Origin of the sequence: uncultured Phyllobacterium sp., assembly GCF_902479695.1 — a bacterium.
GTDB classification, from domain to species: Bacteria; Pseudomonadota; Alphaproteobacteria; order Rhizobiales; family Rhizobiaceae; genus Phyllobacterium; species Phyllobacterium calauticae.
Genome location: NZ_CABSQF010000030.1, coordinates 43,823 through 60,341, shown reverse-complemented (window position 1 = coordinate 60,341; position 16,519 = coordinate 43,823). Strand labels below are relative to the sequence as shown.

Genomic DNA, 16,519 nt, shown 5'->3' with positions numbered 1-16,519 from the left:
CACAGCCTGCGCCAGCTCTACCGCGCCGCCGGGGTTGCCGGGCTGATCATGCTGATCGGCGGCGATATCGGTGGCAGCACCCATGACGTGCTGGTGCAGGGCGGCGGTTTGCTGGCCTTGTCCTATTCACGCGCCGACGAAAGCGCCGCCGACCGGCACAGCGTCGAATTGATGCAGAAGGCCGGTTATGACCCCGCCGCCATTGCCCGCTTCTTCGCGCTGGTGGAGGACAAGCTCGACGACCACAGCCCCACCAGCATGCTGCAAACCCATCCCGGCACGCCCGAGCGGCGGAAAATGGTGCTCGACTATGCCGGGGAGTTGAAGGCGAGGGCCGGGACGGCCAATTAGGGTCAGGCCAAGTGTTGGACGATGACTGCCAGCTGGTCGATGGCGGTGCCCCAGCCCTCGTCAAATCCCATTTCTTCATGCTTGCGGGCGTCGGTGGCGTCCTTGTGCAGGACGCGCGAGGCGTAGCGGGTGCCGCTGCCCTCGGCCTCGAAGGTGATGATCGCGGTCAGGGCCAGCCAGGGTTCGGCCGGTTTCCAGCCGCCGGTCATGACGGTGGTGAACACCAGTTTCGCTTCCGGCACGATCTCCAGGAAACAGCCGTCGACATGCGGCTGGAAATCACCGCCGTCCTCGCGCATGCGCGTCTCGAACGCGCCGCCGGGGTGAAGGTCAAGCTTGACCACCTTGCATTCGATGGGCGCGGGGATCCACCATTTCGCCAGATGCTCCGGTGTGCTCCAGGCCTTCCAGACGAGGGCGGGCGGCGCCTTGATGAAACGCGCAATGGTCAGTTCGGATGGGTCAACCGGCATCTTCAACACTCCCGTTCATCTGGGTTTCAACATAATCGGCCAGCCGGTCCGCCCGGCCCTGCCAGAGGGCCCGCTGCGCGGCGAGCCAGGTTTCGGCGGCCGCGAGCCTTTCGGTATCCACCCAGCAGGTGCGCACGCGGCCGATCTTTCTGGAATGGATCAGCCCGTCGGCCTCAAGCACCCGCAGGTGCTTCATGAAGGACGGCAATCCCATGGCAAAGGGTTCCGCCAGTTCCTTGACCGGGGCGGGGCCCCGGGTCAGGCGGCTGACCACGGCCCGGCGGGTGGGGTCGGCAAGGGCGTGAAAGGCGGCATCCAGCGATATCTGATAGTTTTCCATATGGAGAACTATAAGTAAAAGTTTTCCATTTGGCAAACTGTTTTAGGTACGGAAGTGAAATGCGCTAATCCGCCAGCCGGACACCGGCGCCGCCGGCGCGCTCGGCGCCCTTGTCGAGAAAGACCACTCCGGCCGCCGTCAAGGCGTCCTTGAGATCGTCAAGCGTCCGGTCGTAGGGGACGCGTTTGCCGGTTTCGAAGGTTGCAATGGTCGCCGGCGCAACCTTTGCCACGTCCGCAAGCTTGGATTGCGACCAGCCAATCAGGGCGCGTGCAGCACGGCACTGTGCGGGGGAGATTGTCACTCTATTTCAGCCTGACACCCGGCCCGCCATCGACGGTCTGGCCATCGGCGAGAAAAACCACGGACTTGGCTTCAAGCGCCGCTTGAATAGCCCGCAAGGTGGACGCCTTGGGGTCGGCCAGACCGCGCTCGATATTGTTGAGGCCGGTTGTCGACAGGCCAGCCAGCGTTGCGAGCTCCGCCTGGGTCAGCCCCAGCATCGCCCGTGCGCCGCGTATTTGCTCAGGAGTAATCATGTTTTTTGTGTTGGGCGGCCACGCGCGGCGATCTCCTTGTCGATTTCGCGGGCGAGTTCGGGAAACACTTCCCTGAACGGCCGCATCTGCCGCATTTCCTCGTCGGTCAGCTCGGGGCTGTCGACGGCATCCCAGTCTTCTCTGGTATAGCCGCGACCCGGTTGGAATGCTTTCTGTAATTCGCGTTTGACAGCCATCAGATCAGCTTCCTTTCCCTCAGGTCGCCATTTGCAAGGCGTACGGTGCGTGGTTCGACAAGCTCACCATGAGGGACGACGAGGATTGCAAGAAACTCTATTCTGCAACATTTCCGATCGGCTTGGCAGCTATCATTTCGGCTAACTTTGCAGCCAACCTTCCTCATGGTGAGCTTGTCGAACCACGCACCTTGCATCAAACAATCATCCATCGCCGCCGCCTCTCAGGCGGCGGTGACATCGACATAAAATTTACCAGCTGCCGGTGTTTTGCATCGACAGCCAGGGTTCCTGCGGCGGCAGCGGGGCGCCTTTCTGCAGGATTTCGATGGAAATGCCGTCGGGCGAGCGGACGAAGGCCATGTTGCCGTCGCGGGGCGGCCGGTTGATGATGACGCCGCTGTCCTGCAACTTCTGGCAGGTGGCGTAGATGTTGTCGACGACATAGGCGAGGTGGCCGAAATTGCGCCCGCCCGTATAGGTTTCCGGGTCCCAGTTGTAGGTCAGTTCCAGTTCCGGCGCCCGTTCGGCCACGGCGCGGCCCTTGTCGTCGGGAGCGGCCAGGAAAATCAGCGTGAAACGGCCTTTTTCGTTTTCCGTACGCCGAATTTCCTCAAGGCCGAATTTGTTGCAGTAGAAATCCAGCGATTCATCGATATCGCGGACACGGACCATTGTGTGAAGATAGCGCATCGTTTTTCCTTGATGTGTGCGTCAGTGTATGAAAGGCGGCAGCAACCGGACGGCTGCCCCCGGGCAATTGTGCAATTGCCCCGGGCAATCGTGTCATTGCCCCGGGGTGATCATGCGATCGCCGGGCTAGGCGCCTACATCTTTTTGGTAACATTATTTTCATGACGCCACAAATTGACAGGCTTGCAACGGGTGGTTGAACCGGTCATCACAAGATTTGCACCTGTTTTTCAACAAAAACAGCCAGATGATACTTGCCCTCATCCATTGGACAGGTGTTATTCTGACTCCAGAGAATCAGTGGTTGCTTTCAGGAGAGGAGGGGCTCGCTTCATGTCAGACAGACCAGTATCAGCCCGGCATTCCCCCGATGATGAACAATTAGCCGATGGCCTCGACCTCATCGAGGTTTCGGGCGCTATCAAATGGTTCGATGTCGCCAAGGGATATGGCTTTGTGATCCCCGACAATGCTGATCTGCCTGATATACTCCTGCATGTGACCTGCCTGCGCCGCGACGGCTTCCAGACCGCGCTCGAAGGCGCGCGTGTCGTGTGCGAAGTCAAGCAGGGCGAGCGCGGCATGCAGTGCTTCCGCGTGCTCTCGATGGACAGTTCCACCGCCGTTCACCCGACCGAACTGCCGCCGGTGCGCACCCATGTCACCGTCACGCCGTCGAGCGGTCTCGAACGCGTTCTGGTCAAGTGGTTCAACCGCACCAAGGGCTTTGGCTTTCTCACCCGCGGTGAAGGCACCGAGGATATCTTTATCCACATGGAAACCCTGCGCCGCTTCGGCCTGACCGAACTGCGTCCGGGACAGGTGGTGCTGGTCCGCTTCGGCAATGGTGACAAGGGCCTGATGGCTTCGGAAATTCACCCGGATATCGGCACGCAGCTGCCGGCATCCCACTAAGACATCCCATGAACAGGCTGTTCCGATTGTGCCGGTCTTTGCTGATCGGCCTTTTTGCGCTGGTCCTTGCCACATCGGCCGTGCCCGCCGCCGATCAGCAGCCGATGCATCTGCCCATCGATGCGGCGCCGCTGGTGATCAACACCGCCAGGGGCGATGTTCCCTTCCAGGTCGAAGTGGCCGATACCGACGAGGAGCGCGAGCGGGGATTGATGTTCCGCACCGACCTCAGGGACAACAGCGCCATGCTGTTCGTGTTCGAGGACAGCCGTCTTGTCACCATGTGGATGGAGAATACCCCTTCGGCGCTCGACATGATTTTCCTCGATGAAAACGGCCGTGTGTCGGCGATTCGCGCCAATGCGGTGCCGTTTTCCCGGACGACGATTTCCTCCGGCGGTCCCGCGCGGTTCGTCATCGAAGTCAAGGCGGGCACGGCCCGGCGGCTGGGCGTTGCGGTCGGCGACAAGGTCCGCCACCCCGCCATTGCCGCGGTCTGCGGCGCCTGCACCAAAAAATAGGTTCGGATATGCAGTTTTTTGAGAATGATGGATTGAAGCTCGCCTATCTCGATGAGGGCGCGGGCGAACCGGTCCTGCTGATCCATGGCTTTGCCTCGTCGCACTTCTACAATTGGGTGCAGCCCGGCTGGGTGCCGGCCCTGACCGCCGCCGGTTACCGGACCATTGCCATCGACAATCGCGGCCATGGCCAGTCGGACAAGCCGCATGAAAAATCGCTGTATACGCCGACCCTGATGGCCGGGGATGCCGCGGCCCTGCTCAGGCATCTCGGCATCGCGAAAGCCCATGTGATGGGCTATTCCATGGGCGCGCGCATCACCGCTTTCCTGGCGCTGGAACATCCCGAACTGGTGCATGACGTCATTTTCGGCGGGCTTGGCATCGGCATGGTGGAAGGCGCCGGCGACTGGAATCCCATCGCCGAGGCGCTGCTGGCGGAAGACGCCGAGACGGTGACGCATCCGCGCGGAAAAATGTTCCGCATGTTCGCCGACAAGACGAAGAGCGACAAGATCGCCCTGGCCGCCTGCGTCATCACCTCCAAGGAGGAAATCAGCGAAGCCAATATGGCGCGCATCACCCAGCCGGCACTGGTTGCGGTGGGAACCAAGGACGACATCGGCGGCAGCCCGCACCGGCTGGCGGCGCTGATGCCGCAGGGCGAAGCCATCGATATCCCCAACCGCGATCACATGCTGGCCGTCGGCGACAAGGTGTTCAAGGAAGCCGTGATCCGGTTCCTGAAAGCCCATCCGCTCTGACGGTGCGCGTATAAACCGCAAGAAGATTTGTGGCGCGTGGTTCGACAAGCTCACCATGAGGAATGGAGTGGGCGGCAGGGCGTACTATTCTGCAATGGTTCCGATGAGCGTTGCAGCACCAACCTCCCTCATGGTGAGCTTGTCGAACCACGCGCAAACCGCGACACTGTTTCAGCCCGGTGAATTTGGGGTGTCAACAAAACACTTTTGCCGTATGCTGGTGGCAACGCAAGACTATTGGCTGATTGCCTGGAGTAGGACATGTCCGCAAGCAACCCGATGAAAATGACCGGATCGGTCAAGCAGATGGATCCGATCTGGTTGTCCATCCGTGCCGAAGCCGAGGAAACCATCCGCCAGGAGCCGCTGCTGGCGACGTTCCTGTACACCACGATTCTCAACCACCAGTCGCTGGAGCAGGCGGTCATTCACCGCATTTCACAGCGGCTCGATCATCCGGATGTCGAGTCGGAGCTGCTGCGCCAGACCTTTACCGCGATGATGGACGCCACGCCGTCCTGGTCGCAGATTCTGCGCGTCGACATCCAGGCCGTCTATGACCGCGATCCCGCCTGCACGCGGTTCATCGAGCCGATCCTTTATTTCAAGGGGTTCCAGGCGATCCAGACGCACCGGCTGGCCAACTGGCTGTGGAACGAGGGCCGCAAGGACTTTGCCCTCTATCTGCAGAGCCGCTCATCCTCCGTCTTCCAGACCGATATCCATCCCGCTGTGCCGATGGGGCAGGGCGTGTTCTTCGACCATGCAACCGGCATCGTCGTCGGCATGACCGCCGTCATCGAGGACAATGTCTCGATCCTGCAGGGCGTCACGCTCGGCGGTACCGGCAAGGAAACCGGCGACCGTCATCCAAAAATTCGCCACGGCGTGCTGATCGGCGCCGGGGCCAGCATCCTTGGCAATATCGAAATCGGCCATTGCTCGAAAGTTGCCTCCGGTTCCGTGGTGCTCAAGCCCGTGCCGCACAATGTCACCGTCGCCGGGGTTCCCGCCCGGGTCGTTGGCGAAACCGGCTGCGCCGAACCGTCGCGCGCCATGGACCAGCTCATCACCAATTTCGACTGAAACCGTGCGGTTCAGTGACTGAAACGAACACACCGGCCCTTTACAGGGCCGGTTGCTGCATGCCACAAGCCCGCTTCACAATTTTGCATTCGACAGGAGAAACCGCGTGAAACCCGAAGAACTGAAAAAACTCGACAGCTATTTCAAGCGTACATTCAGAAACACGGAACTCACGGTAAAGGCCCGTCCCCGCAAGGACGATTCGGCTGAACTCTATCTTGGCGATGAATTTCTCGGCCTGATCTACAAGGATGAAGACGAGGGCGAACTATCCTACAACTTCTCCATGGCCATTCTCGACATGGATCTCTGACGGTTAACGCCGTTTTGAATGGAAGTGCCGCCCGCATTCGGCGTCACTTCGGTGTCTTGAGATGGCCTTGTGCAAAGGCCAGGACCTTTTGTTCCAATTCCTGCCAGTTGGCGAGAAATTCGCGCGGGAATCGGTAGGTCAGCTGCAAATCCTCACCGATAAAAACATCCCGCTGGCAGGAGGCGAGGTTGCTTTTCGACGTGGCCTCATCGAGGCAGCGCGCGACAAACAAGCTGCGGCCCTTGCTTTCCGGTGAGGAGACGAGCTGTTCACTGACGAAACCGCTGGTGGCGCGAAAGGTCTGGATGGTCAGGCCTGCCGGGCCTTTGATGCCGGGGCCGTCCGTCAGGGTGCTGTAGACCGGACCGTAGCGGCCGGACATGTCGCGCGAGGTTGCGCGCGGCTCAAACGTCAGGAAGAGCAGCGCCTTCTTTTCCCCCGCGCCGTTGAAATCCCGGATGAATTCCGGCTGGTAGCCCTGCATGTCGGGCCAGTGCAGGTATAGGTCAACCCGCTGCGCCACCCCATCGCGCCGCTGCGCCCGGAAGCGGATGGTGTTGGCCGGCAGCGCCAGCACGCTGTTGCCGATCACCACCTCATGCACATCGGTGTCTTCCGTATGCCCGCCGAGGGAAATCGTATGGCCGAAATAATGCCCGGCAACGACAAGCCCGATGGTCAGGAGGGCGAGCGCCGCGACGCCATAGAAAATGCGCTGCAGAAAGGGGCTGCCCGTTATCGATTCCACGCGCTGTGCGGAAGCTTGCATCAACCTTCGGGTCCTGTTGCCTCGGTTGACAGGAAGGCTAACGTCAAAGTGCTGATTTATGGTTAACCACACGTGAAAGTTGTATTCGCATCGGCATCGCCAAGCGGGCGGCGGCTCGCTAAGCTGAGCGTGAAGAATCTGAGGAGGAACGATGCCCCTATTCACGCTCGACGGCCACGCGCCCGAATTTGAACACCGGAAATCGAACTGGATCGCGCCCGATGCGACGCTGGTCGGCAAGGTCTTTCTCGGCGAGAATGCCGGCATCTGGTTCGGTGCCGTTCTGCGCGGCGACAATGAACCGATCCATGTCGGCCGCAACACCAATGTGCAGGAACATTCGGTGATGCACACGGATATGGGTTATCCCCTGACGATCGGCGAGGGCTGCACCATCGGCCACCGCGCCATGCTGCACGGCTGCACCATCGGCGAAAACACGCTGATCGGCATCGGCGCCATCATTCTCAACGGTGCGAAAATCGGCAGGAATTCGCTGGTGGGCGCCGGGGCGCTGGTGACGGAGCGAAAGGAGTTCCCCGACAATGCGCTGATCGTCGGATCGCCGGCGCGGGTGATCCGCACGCTGGACGAGGCTGCCATCGAACAGCTCCGGCTTTCCGCCGCCCATTATGTCGAGAACGGCAGGCGCTTCATGCGGGGGCTTGAGATCAGCTGATCCTGTCCGGCATTATTTCCCGATGCTGCCGACCAGAACCTGGCGGTCGTCGGTGATGGATACCCATGCGCCGGTATAATGTGTCGACTGGCGCTTCAGATAGTCATAGCTCGTTTCGTTCCACGGCTTGATCTGCGGTTCCAGATTGTCGAGGACATAGTCGCCCCGGTCGGTGCGCACGGTGAGAACCGCGTGGCCTTCGCCATTCATCTGGCGCACGACGGTGATCAGCAGCGCGCTGACGGGCAGGCCGCGCTGCATCAGCATCCGGCGCTTGAGCAGCACATAGTCTTCGCAGTCGCCGACATTGCCGACCTTGTCGGGATAGCCCCAATATTCCTCGACGCCATAGATTTCCATGTCCGTGGCCGGCTTGATATCCGTGTTGACCTGGGTGTTGACCTGAACCAGCTGCGCCCAGACATTTGGCGTCAGGGCCACCGGCGTGTCGCTGATGCTGCGGATGCGGCATTCGTCCTGGTAGATCTGGCAGAAATCGTAATGGCCGATAGGCTGCGAAGTGCGCCCGCCGGTCTGCATCACCGTCGCCGTGGACCGCGCCGGGCCCGCCTGGGTGCCTATGCTCATCAACAGAAGGGCTGCGCCCGCAAGAATTATGCTTTTTATCATACCGTCGTCTCCCCGGTTGAGGTGACAATGACAGAGAGACCTTGATCTGATGGAAACCTGAAGCAGTAAATCCGAACAAAACGGGTAGCAAAAAATAAACTATCACCCGTTGCAAAGTATTATTGAATATTACTGTTTTGTTTAAAGCAGGAATTGCGTGAAGTATACGAAGTATATTTCGGTTAAAGTTTGGTTTTTCTCGGAAGGCAATTATTTATGATCGCTTAAAGCGTGCCGCTGCATGGCTTGAACGCTGAAGTCTTTTGGTAACCAAGCGAGGAATATTTAATTCTGCAGGGAGATTTCGATGGCTTCGCGGCTCTGGACGGTCGCGAACTCGATGGCAATGCCTTCCTCGAAATGGCGCACGACGCGCCCGCGCATGGAGCCGAGAATGACCTGGCTGTGCAGGGCAGGGCGCATGCGGATTTCGACCGCCGCGCCGGAGATCGACAAATCGATGATGCGGCAGGGATATTCGCGGCCATCCGCCATGCCGAGCTTCGCAATGGGATTGCGCGGCGCGATACGCTGGTGGCGCCGGTCTTCCGGCATGTCCAGTTCATGCTTGTTGGCAAGCCAGGTCAGCTGCGCCGCGATCTTGTTCTTCTTGCGCTCCGATGCGACGAGCGAAAGGTAAAAGCCATTGCTGACGAGGCGCTCCACCGTGCCTTCGATGCGGCCGATATGATCGACATAGGCGATGATGCGCTCGCCCGTGCCGGCCATGACTTCCGTGGTGAACAGGGCCTCGCCCGGCGACATTTCACTGATCTGGCCGACATGCTCGGTCCGGTCTTCCAGCATGAAGCGGCCGTAAAGTTCGACCTTCACGCGATGGAATTTTCCCGTCGTGGCGATAGTCTGGGGTGAATCGTCACGGGTCAGATGCATGAAGTGTGTCCGAAGGCTTAAAATGACTCTTTATCTCTGAAGATTAGAACACAAGTCTTAACGGCGATGTAACAGATGCAGGTCTTGCTTAGGTTTTACTAACCTAATCCAAGATTTTCCCGCCGTCGAAGACCATGAGATGCCTGACCCGGCGGCTGCCATTGGGAGCAGGCAGGAGTATATTGGAAATCAGGGGTTTGTGATCTTCAGCCCGGACGCTGCCGGCAGGCATATTGGCTGGATTGCGCGGATCGATCATCGCGATGGACCGCAGGCTGTTTTCGATGATCGCGTCGGATTCCAGCCAGAACGGTTTGCCGGCCGGTGCGATCATGCCGAGCAGGTGCCGTTCATGCACCTCGTTGGCGAGGGGCAGCAGGATGAGGTTGAACAGCATCTTGCGCCCGCGGCTGCTCTTGCCCTCATAGGTCGACTGGACGACGGTCTTGCTGGTCAGGCTGCTGGCGACGATCCGCGCGATGACGGCCTTGTCCTTGGCCTGCCAGATGGAGCTGAAGCTCTGGCCTTTCAGTTCGCGGCCATAGATCGAGCAGATCCGCGTTCCCGCCAGCCGGAACCGCGCTTCGCCGGGGCCGCTGGCGCGCAGGATGAACGTTTCGGACAGGCGCGAGCGGATGAGCGCGGGCGAAATCTCCCGCCGTTCCGGCGCTGCGCGGGTTCCGCGCAGATCGTTCCAGTAGGCGAAGATCTCGCTGGTTCCGTCGTGCCGCATATGCTGCTTCCTGTTGATATTCCGGTCTTGCGCCGTATGGGGTGCGTGGTTCGACAAGCTCACCATGAGGGGGTGGTCTGGCTGCAATGCCAATAGCAAACGCTGCAGACTATGACTCCCTGCAACCCACAACCTCCCTCATGGTGAGCTTGTCGAACCACGCGCCACGAACCCCCGCTGTCCACGAGCGCTGACTTTGGCACCGGCAGGCGGGAAGCGCCATTGGCGAAGCGGCTGCGTCCACCGCAGGGGGCGATTAAGGTTAACAAATGGTTTAGATTGAGCGGGCGGTGCCGGCATGCGACAAGGGGGGCGAGTAGAGTTCTATGTTCATGTATCCAGCTCGGGGCCGTTCAACATCATTGAACGGCCTTATTTTTGTTTGGAGAGTTTGCTGCTAAGCACGCATTGCAATGAATCAGTTGCGGGAAGAATGACAGACCTATGAGCACCCCTGATCAATCACCGGCACGCGAGCCGATCTTCAACATTCCCGGCGTCATCCTCGCCATATTCGCCATCTGCGCCGCGGTGTTTCTGGTTGAAAACTACGTGCTGACCGAGGCGCAGGACAACAATTTCCTGCTCGACTATGCCTTCATTCCCGCGCGGTTTTCCCAGTTCGGCGGATTTTATTCGCCCGCCGCCTGGCTGACCACCATCACCTATTCCTTCATGCATGGCAGTTTTGCCCATATAGCGCTCAATATGGTCTGGCTTGCCGCCTTCGGCTCGCCGCTGGCGGCGCGCATCGGGCCGCTGCGCACGTCGCTGTTCTGGATCGTCACCGCCGTTGCCGCCGTCATGATGCACTTTGCCATTTACCCCGCCAGCCCGATCCCGCTGGTCGGTGCCTCCGGCGCCATATCCGGCATGATGGGGGCGGCGGCGCGCTTCGGTTTCCGCCGCTCGACCCAGCGCAATTCCGCTGCGTTTACCGGGCCGATCCTGCCGATTGCCGTTGCGCTGCGGACCCGTACGGTTCTCGTTTTCGTCGCCGTCTGGTTCATCACCAATATCGGCACCGGCCTTTTCGCCGTCGTGCCGGGAGATGCCGCGACGATCGCCTGGGAAGCGCATATTGGCGGCTTTCTCATCGGGTTTCTGGGCATTGCCCTGTTTGATCGCAGCGACCGGCGCTGAATTGTTGGTATGATTGCAAAGCTGTTGCATTGGGGGCAACATACGCGCACCATGGCGTATTGATCGCCGGGATAAAGGAGGATCGCGGCGGTCAGCGTTAAGACTTATGTGCAAGGAGGACGTACATGACAGTCAAAATGATACTGGAACGCAAAGGCTACGACGTTTTTAGCGCAGCACCCGAAACGACCCTTGGCGACGCGGTCGCCGCACTAGCCAAACACAAGATCGGCGCCATTGTCATCGTCGATGACAAGAAGGCCATCAAGGGCATTTTGTCCGAGCGCGACGTGGTGCGCGCCATTGCTGCCGATGGCGCCGATGTGCTCTGGCGTCCCGTTTCCGAAATCATGACCATCAAGGTCAGCGTGTGCACGGAAAAGCATACGGTCAACCAGGTCATGGAAATGATGACCCGCGGCCGCTTCCGCCACCTGCCGGTCGAGAAGGATGGCCGGTTGCACGGTATCGTGTCCATCGGCGACGTGGTGAAGCTGCGCATCGAGGAAGTGGAGCGCGAGTCCCAGGAAATTCGCAGTTATATCGCAACCGCCTGAAGCGGTTGCACGGACGGATCGGGTCAGAACACGACCTTCTGCATGCGCTCGAGCTCGCCGAGCCGGGCCATGGTTTCCTCATAGCCGAGTTTGATCGCCTCGTCGGCGCGGTGAAACTCGGCAAGCCCCACATGGCCGATTTTCGGCAGCAGCGCGATGTCAGGCGGATCGCCGGCCATGCGGGCGCGGGAAATCCGGTCCTGAATGATGTTGAACGATTCCATCATCACGCCGGTAATGCCAAGCCGCGTGGCGCGCGCCGCGCGGAAATGCGCCACCGCGCCCTCGCGTTCGGCATCGGCGGCAAGCGTCGCTCCGGCGGAATGCTTGATCACCGCGGCACGCCCGAACTGGTCGTAGTGCAGGTTCACCGCCACCACCAGCGGCTGTTCGTAGGAGCGGCAGACGGAAACCGGCACCGGATTGACCAGCGCGCCGTCCACCAGAATGCGGCCGTTGCACTCGACCGGCTCGAACACGCCGGGCAGGGCATAGGATGCCCGCATGGCGGTGATCAGGTTGCCGCGCGTCAGCCAGATTTCGTGGCCGGTATTGATCTCCGTGCACACCGCGATGAACGGTTTCGGCAGGTCTTCGATGGAAAGCTCGGAGAGATGATCGCGCAGGCGCTTGTCAAGCTTCATGCCGCCGAACAGGCCGCTGCCGCCGAACCGCAGGTCCAGCAGCGAGAAAATGCCGCGCTTGGTCAGGCTGCGCGCGAACTCCTCCAGCTGGTCGAGCTTGCCGCCGAGATAACAGCCGCCGACCAGCGCGCCGATCGACGTGCCGGCAATCATGGAAATCTCGATACCGGCCTCGTCGAGCGCGCGCAGCACGCCGATATGCGCCCAGCCGCGCGCCGCGCCGCCGCCCAGCGCCAGCGCGATTGGGGCTCTCTTGTCACTGTGGGGGGACGGATCCATGACAGGTGTTTCAGGACCGTTCGTAACGCCAATCGGTTCTGCCGCACGTAGCCGTCGCGATGCCCATTCGAGCATGGCATGCACTCCTAAAGTCGTATTCGCACATTATCCCCTCACTTTGGTATCCAAAGGATGAATATTGCGGAATTATGGCCGCTTAGCCAACCAATCAAAAATGAGACCGTGGAGTTCAGGGCACCGGAGAGCAGAAATTTGTTACGCCTCCGGCGTCATGACCAGATGGGATGTGCCATTTTCGCTGACGACCTGACGGTAGAAACATGATCGGCGGCCAGTATGGCACGTCGGGCCGTTTCCAGCCACCGTTACCTCCAGCCAAAGCGCATCCTGATCGCAATCGGTGCGCATTCGGACAACGGTCTGCAGGTTTCCGGAGGTCTCGCCCTTCTTCCACAGCGACTGGCGCGACCGCGACCAGTAATGGGCGATGCCGGTCTCCAAAGTCAGGCGCAGCGATTGCGCATTCATGTGCGCCACCATCAGGAGATGGCCGTCACGCGCATCGGTGACGACGGCGGTCACGAGACCGGCGGCATCGAAGCGCGGTGCGAACACCGCGCCTTCTTCGTTTGCATGTTTGTCGGCAAGGGGCGACGAAAAGGAACCGTTGGACATGACTGCCAATTCTGGAAAAGACTGGTTTAGCGACCCTTGACGAGGGTCATGAAGCGGACCTGTTCGTTGACATCACCCTTGAAGGCACCGGTAAAGGTGGTGGTGGTCGTTGTCGAACCGGACACGCGGATGCCGCGCATGGCCATGCACATATGCTCGGCCTCGATCATGATGGCCACGCCGCGCGGGCGCAGCGACCCCTGGATCGCATTGGCGATCTGGGCTGTCATGCTCTCCTGCGTCTGCAGGCGGCGGGCATAGATATGCACGACGCGGGCGATCTTCGACAGGCCGACCACTTTCTCGCCATCGGGCAGATAGGCGACATGCGCCTTGCCGATGATGGGAACCATGTGATGCTCGCAGTGCGAAAAGAACGGTATGTCCTTGATGAAGACGATGTCGTCATAACCGGCAACTTCTTCAAAGGTGCGTCCGAGCACTTCCTCCGGGTCTTCATCATAGCCCGAAAACAGTTCCTTATAGGCTTTTGCCACGCGCTGCGGCGTGTCGAGCAGGCCTTCGCGGTCCGGATTGTCGCCGGCCCAAAGCAGCAGCGTGCGAACGGCAGCTTCTGCTTCTTCCTGGGTTGGGCGTCGTAGGTTGTTCTGATTGCCAGTCGGTGACTGCAAACTTTTTATTACCGCATCCATCGCGATCTCCCGTAGTCGCCCTCAAGGGAGCGACGAGTTAAACGGCAATACACGATAGTCGTTCCGAAACGAATACGTGGTGTATTGAAGCCGGCTTGGCCCTGAGGCTGAACCTGGGCGACTACATCTACCATTGACGCAGAATTTACGCCATGGCGCTTTGTGCTCGCCCGCTCACATACTATATAGAGAGTGAATTCGGGATTCATAGGGCCAAAGCGATGGACAATTGTCTGTTTGCGCTTCGCTTCGGGCCGTGTCACCAGCGGAAGCTCATTATGATCAATGACGTCTACAACACGCGCATTCTGGAGTTTGCCGGGAATATCCAGCGCCTTGGCCGTCTGGACAATCCCGATGCAACCGCCACGGCGCATTCGAAACTCTGTGGTTCGACAGTGATCGTCGATCTCAAGGTCAAGGACGGCGTGGTGACGGATTTCGCCCATGACGTCAAAGCCTGCGCGCTCGGCCAGGCGTCGTCATCCATCATGGCGCGGCATGTGGTCGGCGCGACCAGCGAGGAATTGCACGCTGTGCGCGATGCCATGTTCAAAATGCTGAAAGAGAATGGGGCGCCGCCGCAGGGGCGCTTTGAAGACCTGAAATTTCTCGAGCCGGTGCGCGACTACAAGGCCCGGCACAATTCCACCATGCTGACCTTCGAGGCGGTGGTGGATTGCCTCGACCAGATCGAGAAGAAAAACGCCGAAGCGGCCGCCTGAACCGCCGATGTGCGCTGACCCCGCCCACAACCATTCCCCTGCGGCGGGAAAAAAATATTCCCGCAACTGGAACGGACCATGGCGCAAAACGCCGGGGCGGCTGTTCGGCACGGCCTTCGTCCGGCTGTACCAGCTGACGCTGTCCGGCTTAATCGGCAATTCCTGCCGCCACCTGCCGACCTGTTCCGAATATGCCTATGAATCCATTGCCCGTTACGGCCTGTGGACCGGGGGGTGGATGGGCCTGTTCCGGTTCGTCCGCTGCGGGCCGGGCGGCACCAGCGGCCTTGATCCGGTGCCGATGATGCTGGACAAGCGTTTTGCCTGGTACATGCCATGGCGGTACTGGGGTGTGAGCAAGCAAAATATATAGAATAGGTTGTCAGCATTGGTCTAACGCCACCCGGGCGCCGATTAAGCGCGGGCCATCTCGGATTCGGCCCATGCGGCGTATTCTTCGAGTTGGATCAGCAGTGACTGGGCGTCAGAGAGCAGCATGAAACGCCCGCCATATTGGGCCAGGTCTTTATTCCCGAGTATTCGGCCCAATTTCGTTTCTTGGGCCTTCGGTAGGCGATTACCCATAACCTGACGCAGGGTCTTCACCATAGCCGAATGGTCCTGCTGGTTTATCTTGTTTCCAAAGGTTGCGGTCAAGGCATCCGTATAGGCGATTGCCGCATTGACGATCGTCGCGGCGATCGGGTTTCCCAGGGTGCCGGATTGCGCTATGGCCACCTGATTCTGCGCGGATTCCAAAAATGCTCTGGCGATCGTCAGGCGATTTAAACCATGGCTAGCGTCGACTGCTTTCGTGGAGCCGCTTCTGGTCACGCCGGAGTTTCCTTATCGGGAATTGCTTGGAAGATGGAAGTGGGGCGCGGACCGCTTACCACCAAAGCATCGGCCGCAAATGCTTTCCATAACGGATCATTGTTTTCCATTAATCGTCTAAGATCGGCGCGTGAAAGCGTATTGACCGATGGCGAGAACGATAGGGCCTCACCTCTAGCCAGTAGAAAATCGACGCTCCCGCTTTGCACAGACGAAACATCTTCGTCTTGAGCGATAAGGACAACATCAAGATCGCTTTCCGCACGATCTTCTCCCCGGGCGACACTGCCATAAATCCATGCCGCCATCACTTTGTTGCCGAGTGAGGCCACGCACTCTCTTACAGCGTCGATAACAGCATTGAAGCGTGCCTCTTCTGCATCGAAAAGAGACAGAATGGACGTGTTGAGCGGCGATATTCGGCTCATGCTGAAAAGTCGAGTGCGTCCGCTGCCCACTTCGTCAAGTATGCCGAACGCGACGAGAATGGAAAGCGCATTGAGCACCGAAGGCAGCGTGAGTTTTGTTCTCTTGACGAGAGTGGATGCATCGAGTTGACCGCCATGGCGTGACAGTTCACGCACGACCCTGACGTTGGCTTCGGTTCCGAAAACCGACGAGAGAGGAAAGCGAATAGCGCTTTGGGGTTTGGGACGGGCCACGACGACTCCTGAAAGATATCTGCCTTTATATATGAATGTCTTTAGAAATCAATAGATATCTTTAGTTTACTATTGTTATCTATATCAAGGTCAGTTCTGTCCCGATACGTAGGGTTGCCGATTTGTGCCAGCGCCATAACGCGGTAAAAACCCAACTAAAAGTGTCTGGAGTACGTATGTCGGTATCAGGGAACCAGATCAAAGCGGCGCGTGCCTTGGCGGGGATGGACCAGAAAGCCCTTGCCGATGCTGCCGGGGTTGGCATCAACACAATCCGCAATTTCGAGGGGCAGGCCAAGCAATCGTTCGCGGCAGGATCGACACGCTGGAAGCCATTCGCAGCGCGCTGTTTACGGCCGGTGTCGAACTGCTTGATGACGGCCAGACCTCCGCAGGCGGTCCGGGCGTGCGCTTGCGCCGGGAATAGCCTCACTCATCCTTGACCGTAAAACCCGCTTTTCCTCAACCGCCACTTTACGCCGGATCAAT

25 protein-coding genes and 1 pseudogene are annotated in these 16,519 nt (G+C 59.5%); 11 read left to right on the top strand and 15 right to left on the bottom strand.

Going from position 1 to position 16,519, the window contains the following annotated elements; genetic code table 11:
• Positions 1-351, top strand: a 351-nt coding sequence (locus RDL77_RS17515) for a M48 family metalloprotease (RefSeq protein ID WP_288193952.1), incomplete at its 5' end; no start/stop codon positions are given.
• A gap of 2 nt (positions 352-353) precedes the next feature.
• Here the strand turns inward: RDL77_RS17515 and RDL77_RS17510 are convergent.
• The 6 genes and pseudogenes from RDL77_RS17510 to RDL77_RS17485 all read right to left on the bottom strand — a co-directional run bounded on the left by RDL77_RS17510 (position 354) and on the right by RDL77_RS17485 (position 2,593).
• Complete coding sequence (locus tag RDL77_RS17510) at positions 354-824, bottom strand: SRPBCC family protein (protein ID WP_288193950.1); 471 nt, start codon at positions 822-824, stop codon at positions 354-356.
• Entirely contained in the window at positions 814-1,164 is a 351-nt protein-coding gene (locus tag RDL77_RS17505) for a helix-turn-helix transcriptional regulator (RefSeq protein ID WP_288193948.1), read from the bottom strand. Before RDL77_RS17505 ends, RDL77_RS17510 begins: the two co-directional genes overlap by 11 nt.
• A 70-nt stretch (positions 1,165-1,234) precedes the next feature.
• Positions 1,235-1,468, bottom strand: a pseudogene (locus tag RDL77_RS17500) (helix-turn-helix domain-containing protein); the annotation flags it as partial.
• Position 1,469: 1 nt separating this feature from the next.
• Positions 1,470-1,703: a helix-turn-helix transcriptional regulator gene (locus RDL77_RS17495; protein ID WP_105733002.1), complete on the bottom strand. Its 234-nt coding sequence runs from the start codon at positions 1,701-1,703 to the stop codon at positions 1,470-1,472.
• Entirely contained in the window at positions 1,700-1,900 is a 201-nt protein-coding gene (locus RDL77_RS17490) for a hypothetical protein (RefSeq protein WP_288193945.1), read from the bottom strand. The genes RDL77_RS17495 and RDL77_RS17490 overlap by 4 nt, the downstream gene beginning before the upstream one ends.
• Before the next feature lie 252 nt (positions 1,901-2,152).
• Complete coding sequence (locus tag RDL77_RS17485; RefSeq protein WP_223615134.1) at positions 2,153-2,593, bottom strand: VOC family protein; 441 nt, start codon at positions 2,591-2,593, stop codon at positions 2,153-2,155.
• A gap of 333 nt (positions 2,594-2,926) precedes the next feature.
• Here RDL77_RS17485 and RDL77_RS17480 point away from each other — a divergent pair, with 333 nt between their 5' ends.
• The 5 genes from RDL77_RS17480 to RDL77_RS17460 all read left to right on the top strand — a co-directional run bounded on the left by RDL77_RS17480 (position 2,927) and on the right by RDL77_RS17460 (position 6,192).
• A complete protein-coding gene (locus RDL77_RS17480; RefSeq protein ID WP_223615133.1) occupies positions 2,927-3,508 on the top strand; it encodes a cold-shock protein in 582 nt (193 codons plus the stop codon).
• A gap of 8 nt (positions 3,509-3,516) precedes the next feature.
• A complete protein-coding gene (locus RDL77_RS17475; protein WP_223615132.1) occupies positions 3,517-4,029 on the top strand; it encodes a DUF192 domain-containing protein in 513 nt (170 codons plus the stop codon).
• Positions 4,030-4,037: 8 nt separating this feature from the next.
• Positions 4,038-4,793, top strand: coding sequence for an alpha/beta fold hydrolase (locus RDL77_RS17470; RefSeq protein WP_288193944.1), 756 nt, complete (start codon positions 4,038-4,040; stop codon positions 4,791-4,793).
• Between the two features lie 261 nt (positions 4,794-5,054).
• On the top strand, positions 5,055-5,879 hold the full coding sequence (gene cysE, locus RDL77_RS17465) for a serine O-acetyltransferase (protein ID WP_223615130.1): 825 nt from the start codon (positions 5,055-5,057) through the stop codon (positions 5,877-5,879).
• Positions 5,880-5,985: 106 nt separating this feature from the next.
• Positions 5,986-6,192, top strand: a complete 207-nt coding sequence (locus tag RDL77_RS17460; RefSeq protein WP_105733161.1) for a DUF3126 family protein — start codon at positions 5,986-5,988, stop codon at positions 6,190-6,192.
• Positions 6,193-6,235: 43 nt separating this feature from the next.
• Here the strand turns inward: RDL77_RS17460 and RDL77_RS17455 are convergent, their stop codons facing one another.
• Entirely contained in the window at positions 6,236-6,961 is a 726-nt protein-coding gene (locus RDL77_RS17455; protein ID WP_223615129.1) for a hypothetical protein, read from the bottom strand.
• Between the two features lie 151 nt (positions 6,962-7,112).
• Here RDL77_RS17455 and RDL77_RS17450 point away from each other — a divergent pair, with 151 nt between their 5' ends.
• Positions 7,113-7,640, top strand: a complete 528-nt coding sequence (locus tag RDL77_RS17450; protein ID WP_288193940.1) for a gamma carbonic anhydrase family protein — start codon at positions 7,113-7,115, stop codon at positions 7,638-7,640.
• A 12-nt stretch (positions 7,641-7,652) separates the two neighbouring features.
• On the opposite strand, the gene RDL77_RS17445 is transcribed toward RDL77_RS17450, so the two are convergent.
• The 3 genes from RDL77_RS17445 to RDL77_RS17435 form a co-directional block, all read right to left on the bottom strand.
• Positions 7,653-8,270 carry a transglutaminase-like cysteine peptidase gene (locus tag RDL77_RS17445; protein WP_223615127.1) on the bottom strand — a complete coding sequence of 206 codons (618 nt, stop codon included), beginning with the start codon at positions 8,268-8,270 and terminating at the stop codon, positions 7,653-7,655.
• 285 nt (positions 8,271-8,555) lie between these two features.
• Positions 8,556-9,164 carry a PilZ domain-containing protein gene (locus tag RDL77_RS17440; protein ID WP_288193937.1) on the bottom strand — a complete coding sequence of 203 codons (609 nt, stop codon included), beginning with the start codon at positions 9,162-9,164 and terminating at the stop codon, positions 8,556-8,558.
• Positions 9,165-9,267: 103 nt separating this feature from the next.
• A complete protein-coding gene (locus RDL77_RS17435) occupies positions 9,268-9,897 on the bottom strand; it encodes a PAS domain-containing protein (protein WP_223615125.1) in 630 nt (209 codons plus the stop codon).
• Between the two features lie 444 nt (positions 9,898-10,341).
• On the opposite strand from RDL77_RS17435, the gene RDL77_RS17430 reads away from it, so the two are divergent.
• Positions 10,342-11,040 carry a rhomboid family intramembrane serine protease gene (locus RDL77_RS17430; protein WP_288193936.1) on the top strand — a complete coding sequence of 233 codons (699 nt, stop codon included), beginning with the start codon at positions 10,342-10,344 and terminating at the stop codon, positions 11,038-11,040.
• Positions 11,041-11,165: 125 nt separating this feature from the next.
• The gene (locus tag RDL77_RS17425; protein ID WP_223615123.1) at positions 11,166-11,597 is read left to right on the top strand and encodes a CBS domain-containing protein; all 432 of its coding nucleotides are present in this window, start codon (positions 11,166-11,168) and stop codon (positions 11,595-11,597) included.
• 23 nt (positions 11,598-11,620) lie between these two features.
• Here the strand turns inward: RDL77_RS17425 and RDL77_RS17420 are convergent, their stop codons facing one another.
• The 3 genes from RDL77_RS17420 to folE all read right to left on the bottom strand — a co-directional run bounded on the left by RDL77_RS17420 (position 11,621) and on the right by folE (position 13,809).
• Complete coding sequence (locus RDL77_RS17420; RefSeq protein ID WP_288193934.1) at positions 11,621-12,520, bottom strand: patatin family protein; 900 nt, start codon at positions 12,518-12,520, stop codon at positions 11,621-11,623.
• Positions 12,521-12,736: 216 nt separating this feature from the next.
• Entirely contained in the window at positions 12,737-13,156 is a 420-nt protein-coding gene (gene hisI / locus RDL77_RS17415; protein ID WP_288193932.1) for a phosphoribosyl-AMP cyclohydrolase, read from the bottom strand.
• A 26-nt stretch (positions 13,157-13,182) separates the two neighbouring features.
• Positions 13,183-13,809: a GTP cyclohydrolase I FolE gene (folE, locus tag RDL77_RS17410; RefSeq protein WP_223615120.1), complete on the bottom strand. Its 627-nt coding sequence runs from the start codon at positions 13,807-13,809 to the stop codon at positions 13,183-13,185.
• A gap of 278 nt (positions 13,810-14,087) precedes the next feature.
• Between folE and RDL77_RS17405 the strand changes: the two genes are divergently transcribed.
• Together RDL77_RS17405 and yidD are read left to right on the top strand one after the other, a co-directional pair.
• Entirely contained in the window at positions 14,088-14,534 is a 447-nt protein-coding gene (locus tag RDL77_RS17405; protein ID WP_288193931.1) for an iron-sulfur cluster assembly scaffold protein, read from the top strand.
• Between the two features lie 7 nt (positions 14,535-14,541).
• Complete coding sequence (gene yidD / locus RDL77_RS17400; protein WP_288193930.1) at positions 14,542-14,907, top strand: membrane protein insertion efficiency factor YidD; 366 nt, start codon at positions 14,542-14,544, stop codon at positions 14,905-14,907.
• Between the two features lie 41 nt (positions 14,908-14,948).
• On the opposite strand, the gene RDL77_RS17395 is transcribed toward yidD, so the two are convergent.
• Positions 14,949-15,368: a hypothetical protein gene (locus RDL77_RS17395; protein WP_288193929.1), complete on the bottom strand. Its 420-nt coding sequence runs from the start codon at positions 15,366-15,368 to the stop codon at positions 14,949-14,951.
• On the bottom strand, positions 15,365-16,030 hold the full coding sequence (locus RDL77_RS17390) for a nucleotidyltransferase domain-containing protein (protein ID WP_288193928.1): 666 nt from the start codon (positions 16,028-16,030) through the stop codon (positions 15,365-15,367). Before RDL77_RS17390 ends, RDL77_RS17395 begins: the two co-directional genes overlap by 4 nt.
• Between the last annotated feature and the right edge of the window lie 489 nt (positions 16,031-16,519).

What these genes read in the sequence shown, in the direction of transcription:
- RDL77_RS17510 (WP_288193950.1), bottom strand. Translation starts at nt 824, where the DNA reads ATGCCGGTTGACCCATCCGAACTGACCATTGCGCGTTTCATCAAGGCG.
- RDL77_RS17505 (WP_288193948.1), bottom strand. Translation starts at nt 1,164, where the DNA reads ATGGAAAACTATCAGATATCGCTGGATGCCGCCTTTCACGCCCTTGCC.
- RDL77_RS17495 (WP_105733002.1), bottom strand. Translation starts at nt 1,703, where the DNA reads ATGATTACTCCTGAGCAAATACGCGGCGCACGGGCGATGCTGGGGCTG.
- RDL77_RS17490 (WP_288193945.1), bottom strand. Translation starts at nt 1,900, where the DNA reads ATGGCTGTCAAACGCGAATTACAGAAAGCATTCCAACCGGGTCGCGGC.
- RDL77_RS17485 (WP_223615134.1), bottom strand. Translation starts at nt 2,593, where the DNA reads ATGCGCTATCTTCACACAATGGTCCGTGTCCGCGATATCGATGAATCG.
- RDL77_RS17480 (WP_223615133.1), top strand. Translation starts at nt 2,927, where the DNA reads ATGTCAGACAGACCAGTATCAGCCCGGCATTCCCCCGATGATGAACAA.
- RDL77_RS17475 (WP_223615132.1), top strand. Translation starts at nt 3,517, where the DNA reads ATGAACAGGCTGTTCCGATTGTGCCGGTCTTTGCTGATCGGCCTTTTT.
- RDL77_RS17470 (WP_288193944.1), top strand. Translation starts at nt 4,038, where the DNA reads ATGCAGTTTTTTGAGAATGATGGATTGAAGCTCGCCTATCTCGATGAG.
- cysE (WP_223615130.1), top strand. Translation starts at nt 5,055, where the DNA reads ATGTCCGCAAGCAACCCGATGAAAATGACCGGATCGGTCAAGCAGATG.
- RDL77_RS17455 (WP_223615129.1), bottom strand. Translation starts at nt 6,961, where the DNA reads ATGCAAGCTTCCGCACAGCGCGTGGAATCGATAACGGGCAGCCCCTTT.
- RDL77_RS17450 (WP_288193940.1), top strand. Translation starts at nt 7,113, where the DNA reads ATGCCCCTATTCACGCTCGACGGCCACGCGCCCGAATTTGAACACCGG.
- RDL77_RS17445 (WP_223615127.1), bottom strand. Translation starts at nt 8,270, where the DNA reads ATGATAAAAAGCATAATTCTTGCGGGCGCAGCCCTTCTGTTGATGAGC.
- RDL77_RS17440 (WP_288193937.1), bottom strand. Translation starts at nt 9,164, where the DNA reads ATGCATCTGACCCGTGACGATTCACCCCAGACTATCGCCACGACGGGA.
- RDL77_RS17435 (WP_223615125.1), bottom strand. Translation starts at nt 9,897, where the DNA reads ATGCGGCACGACGGAACCAGCGAGATCTTCGCCTACTGGAACGATCTG.
- RDL77_RS17430 (WP_288193936.1), top strand. Translation starts at nt 10,342, where the DNA reads ATGAGCACCCCTGATCAATCACCGGCACGCGAGCCGATCTTCAACATT.
- RDL77_RS17425 (WP_223615123.1), top strand. Translation starts at nt 11,166, where the DNA reads ATGACAGTCAAAATGATACTGGAACGCAAAGGCTACGACGTTTTTAGC.
- RDL77_RS17420 (WP_288193934.1), bottom strand. Translation starts at nt 12,520, where the DNA reads ATGGATCCGTCCCCCCACAGTGACAAGAGAGCCCCAATCGCGCTGGCG.
- hisI (WP_288193932.1), bottom strand. Translation starts at nt 13,156, where the DNA reads ATGTCCAACGGTTCCTTTTCGTCGCCCCTTGCCGACAAACATGCAAAC.
- folE (WP_223615120.1), bottom strand. Translation starts at nt 13,809, where the DNA reads ATGGATGCGGTAATAAAAAGTTTGCAGTCACCGACTGGCAATCAGAAC.
- RDL77_RS17405 (WP_288193931.1), top strand. Translation starts at nt 14,088, where the DNA reads ATGATCAATGACGTCTACAACACGCGCATTCTGGAGTTTGCCGGGAAT.
- yidD (WP_288193930.1), top strand. Translation starts at nt 14,542, where the DNA reads ATGTGCGCTGACCCCGCCCACAACCATTCCCCTGCGGCGGGAAAAAAA.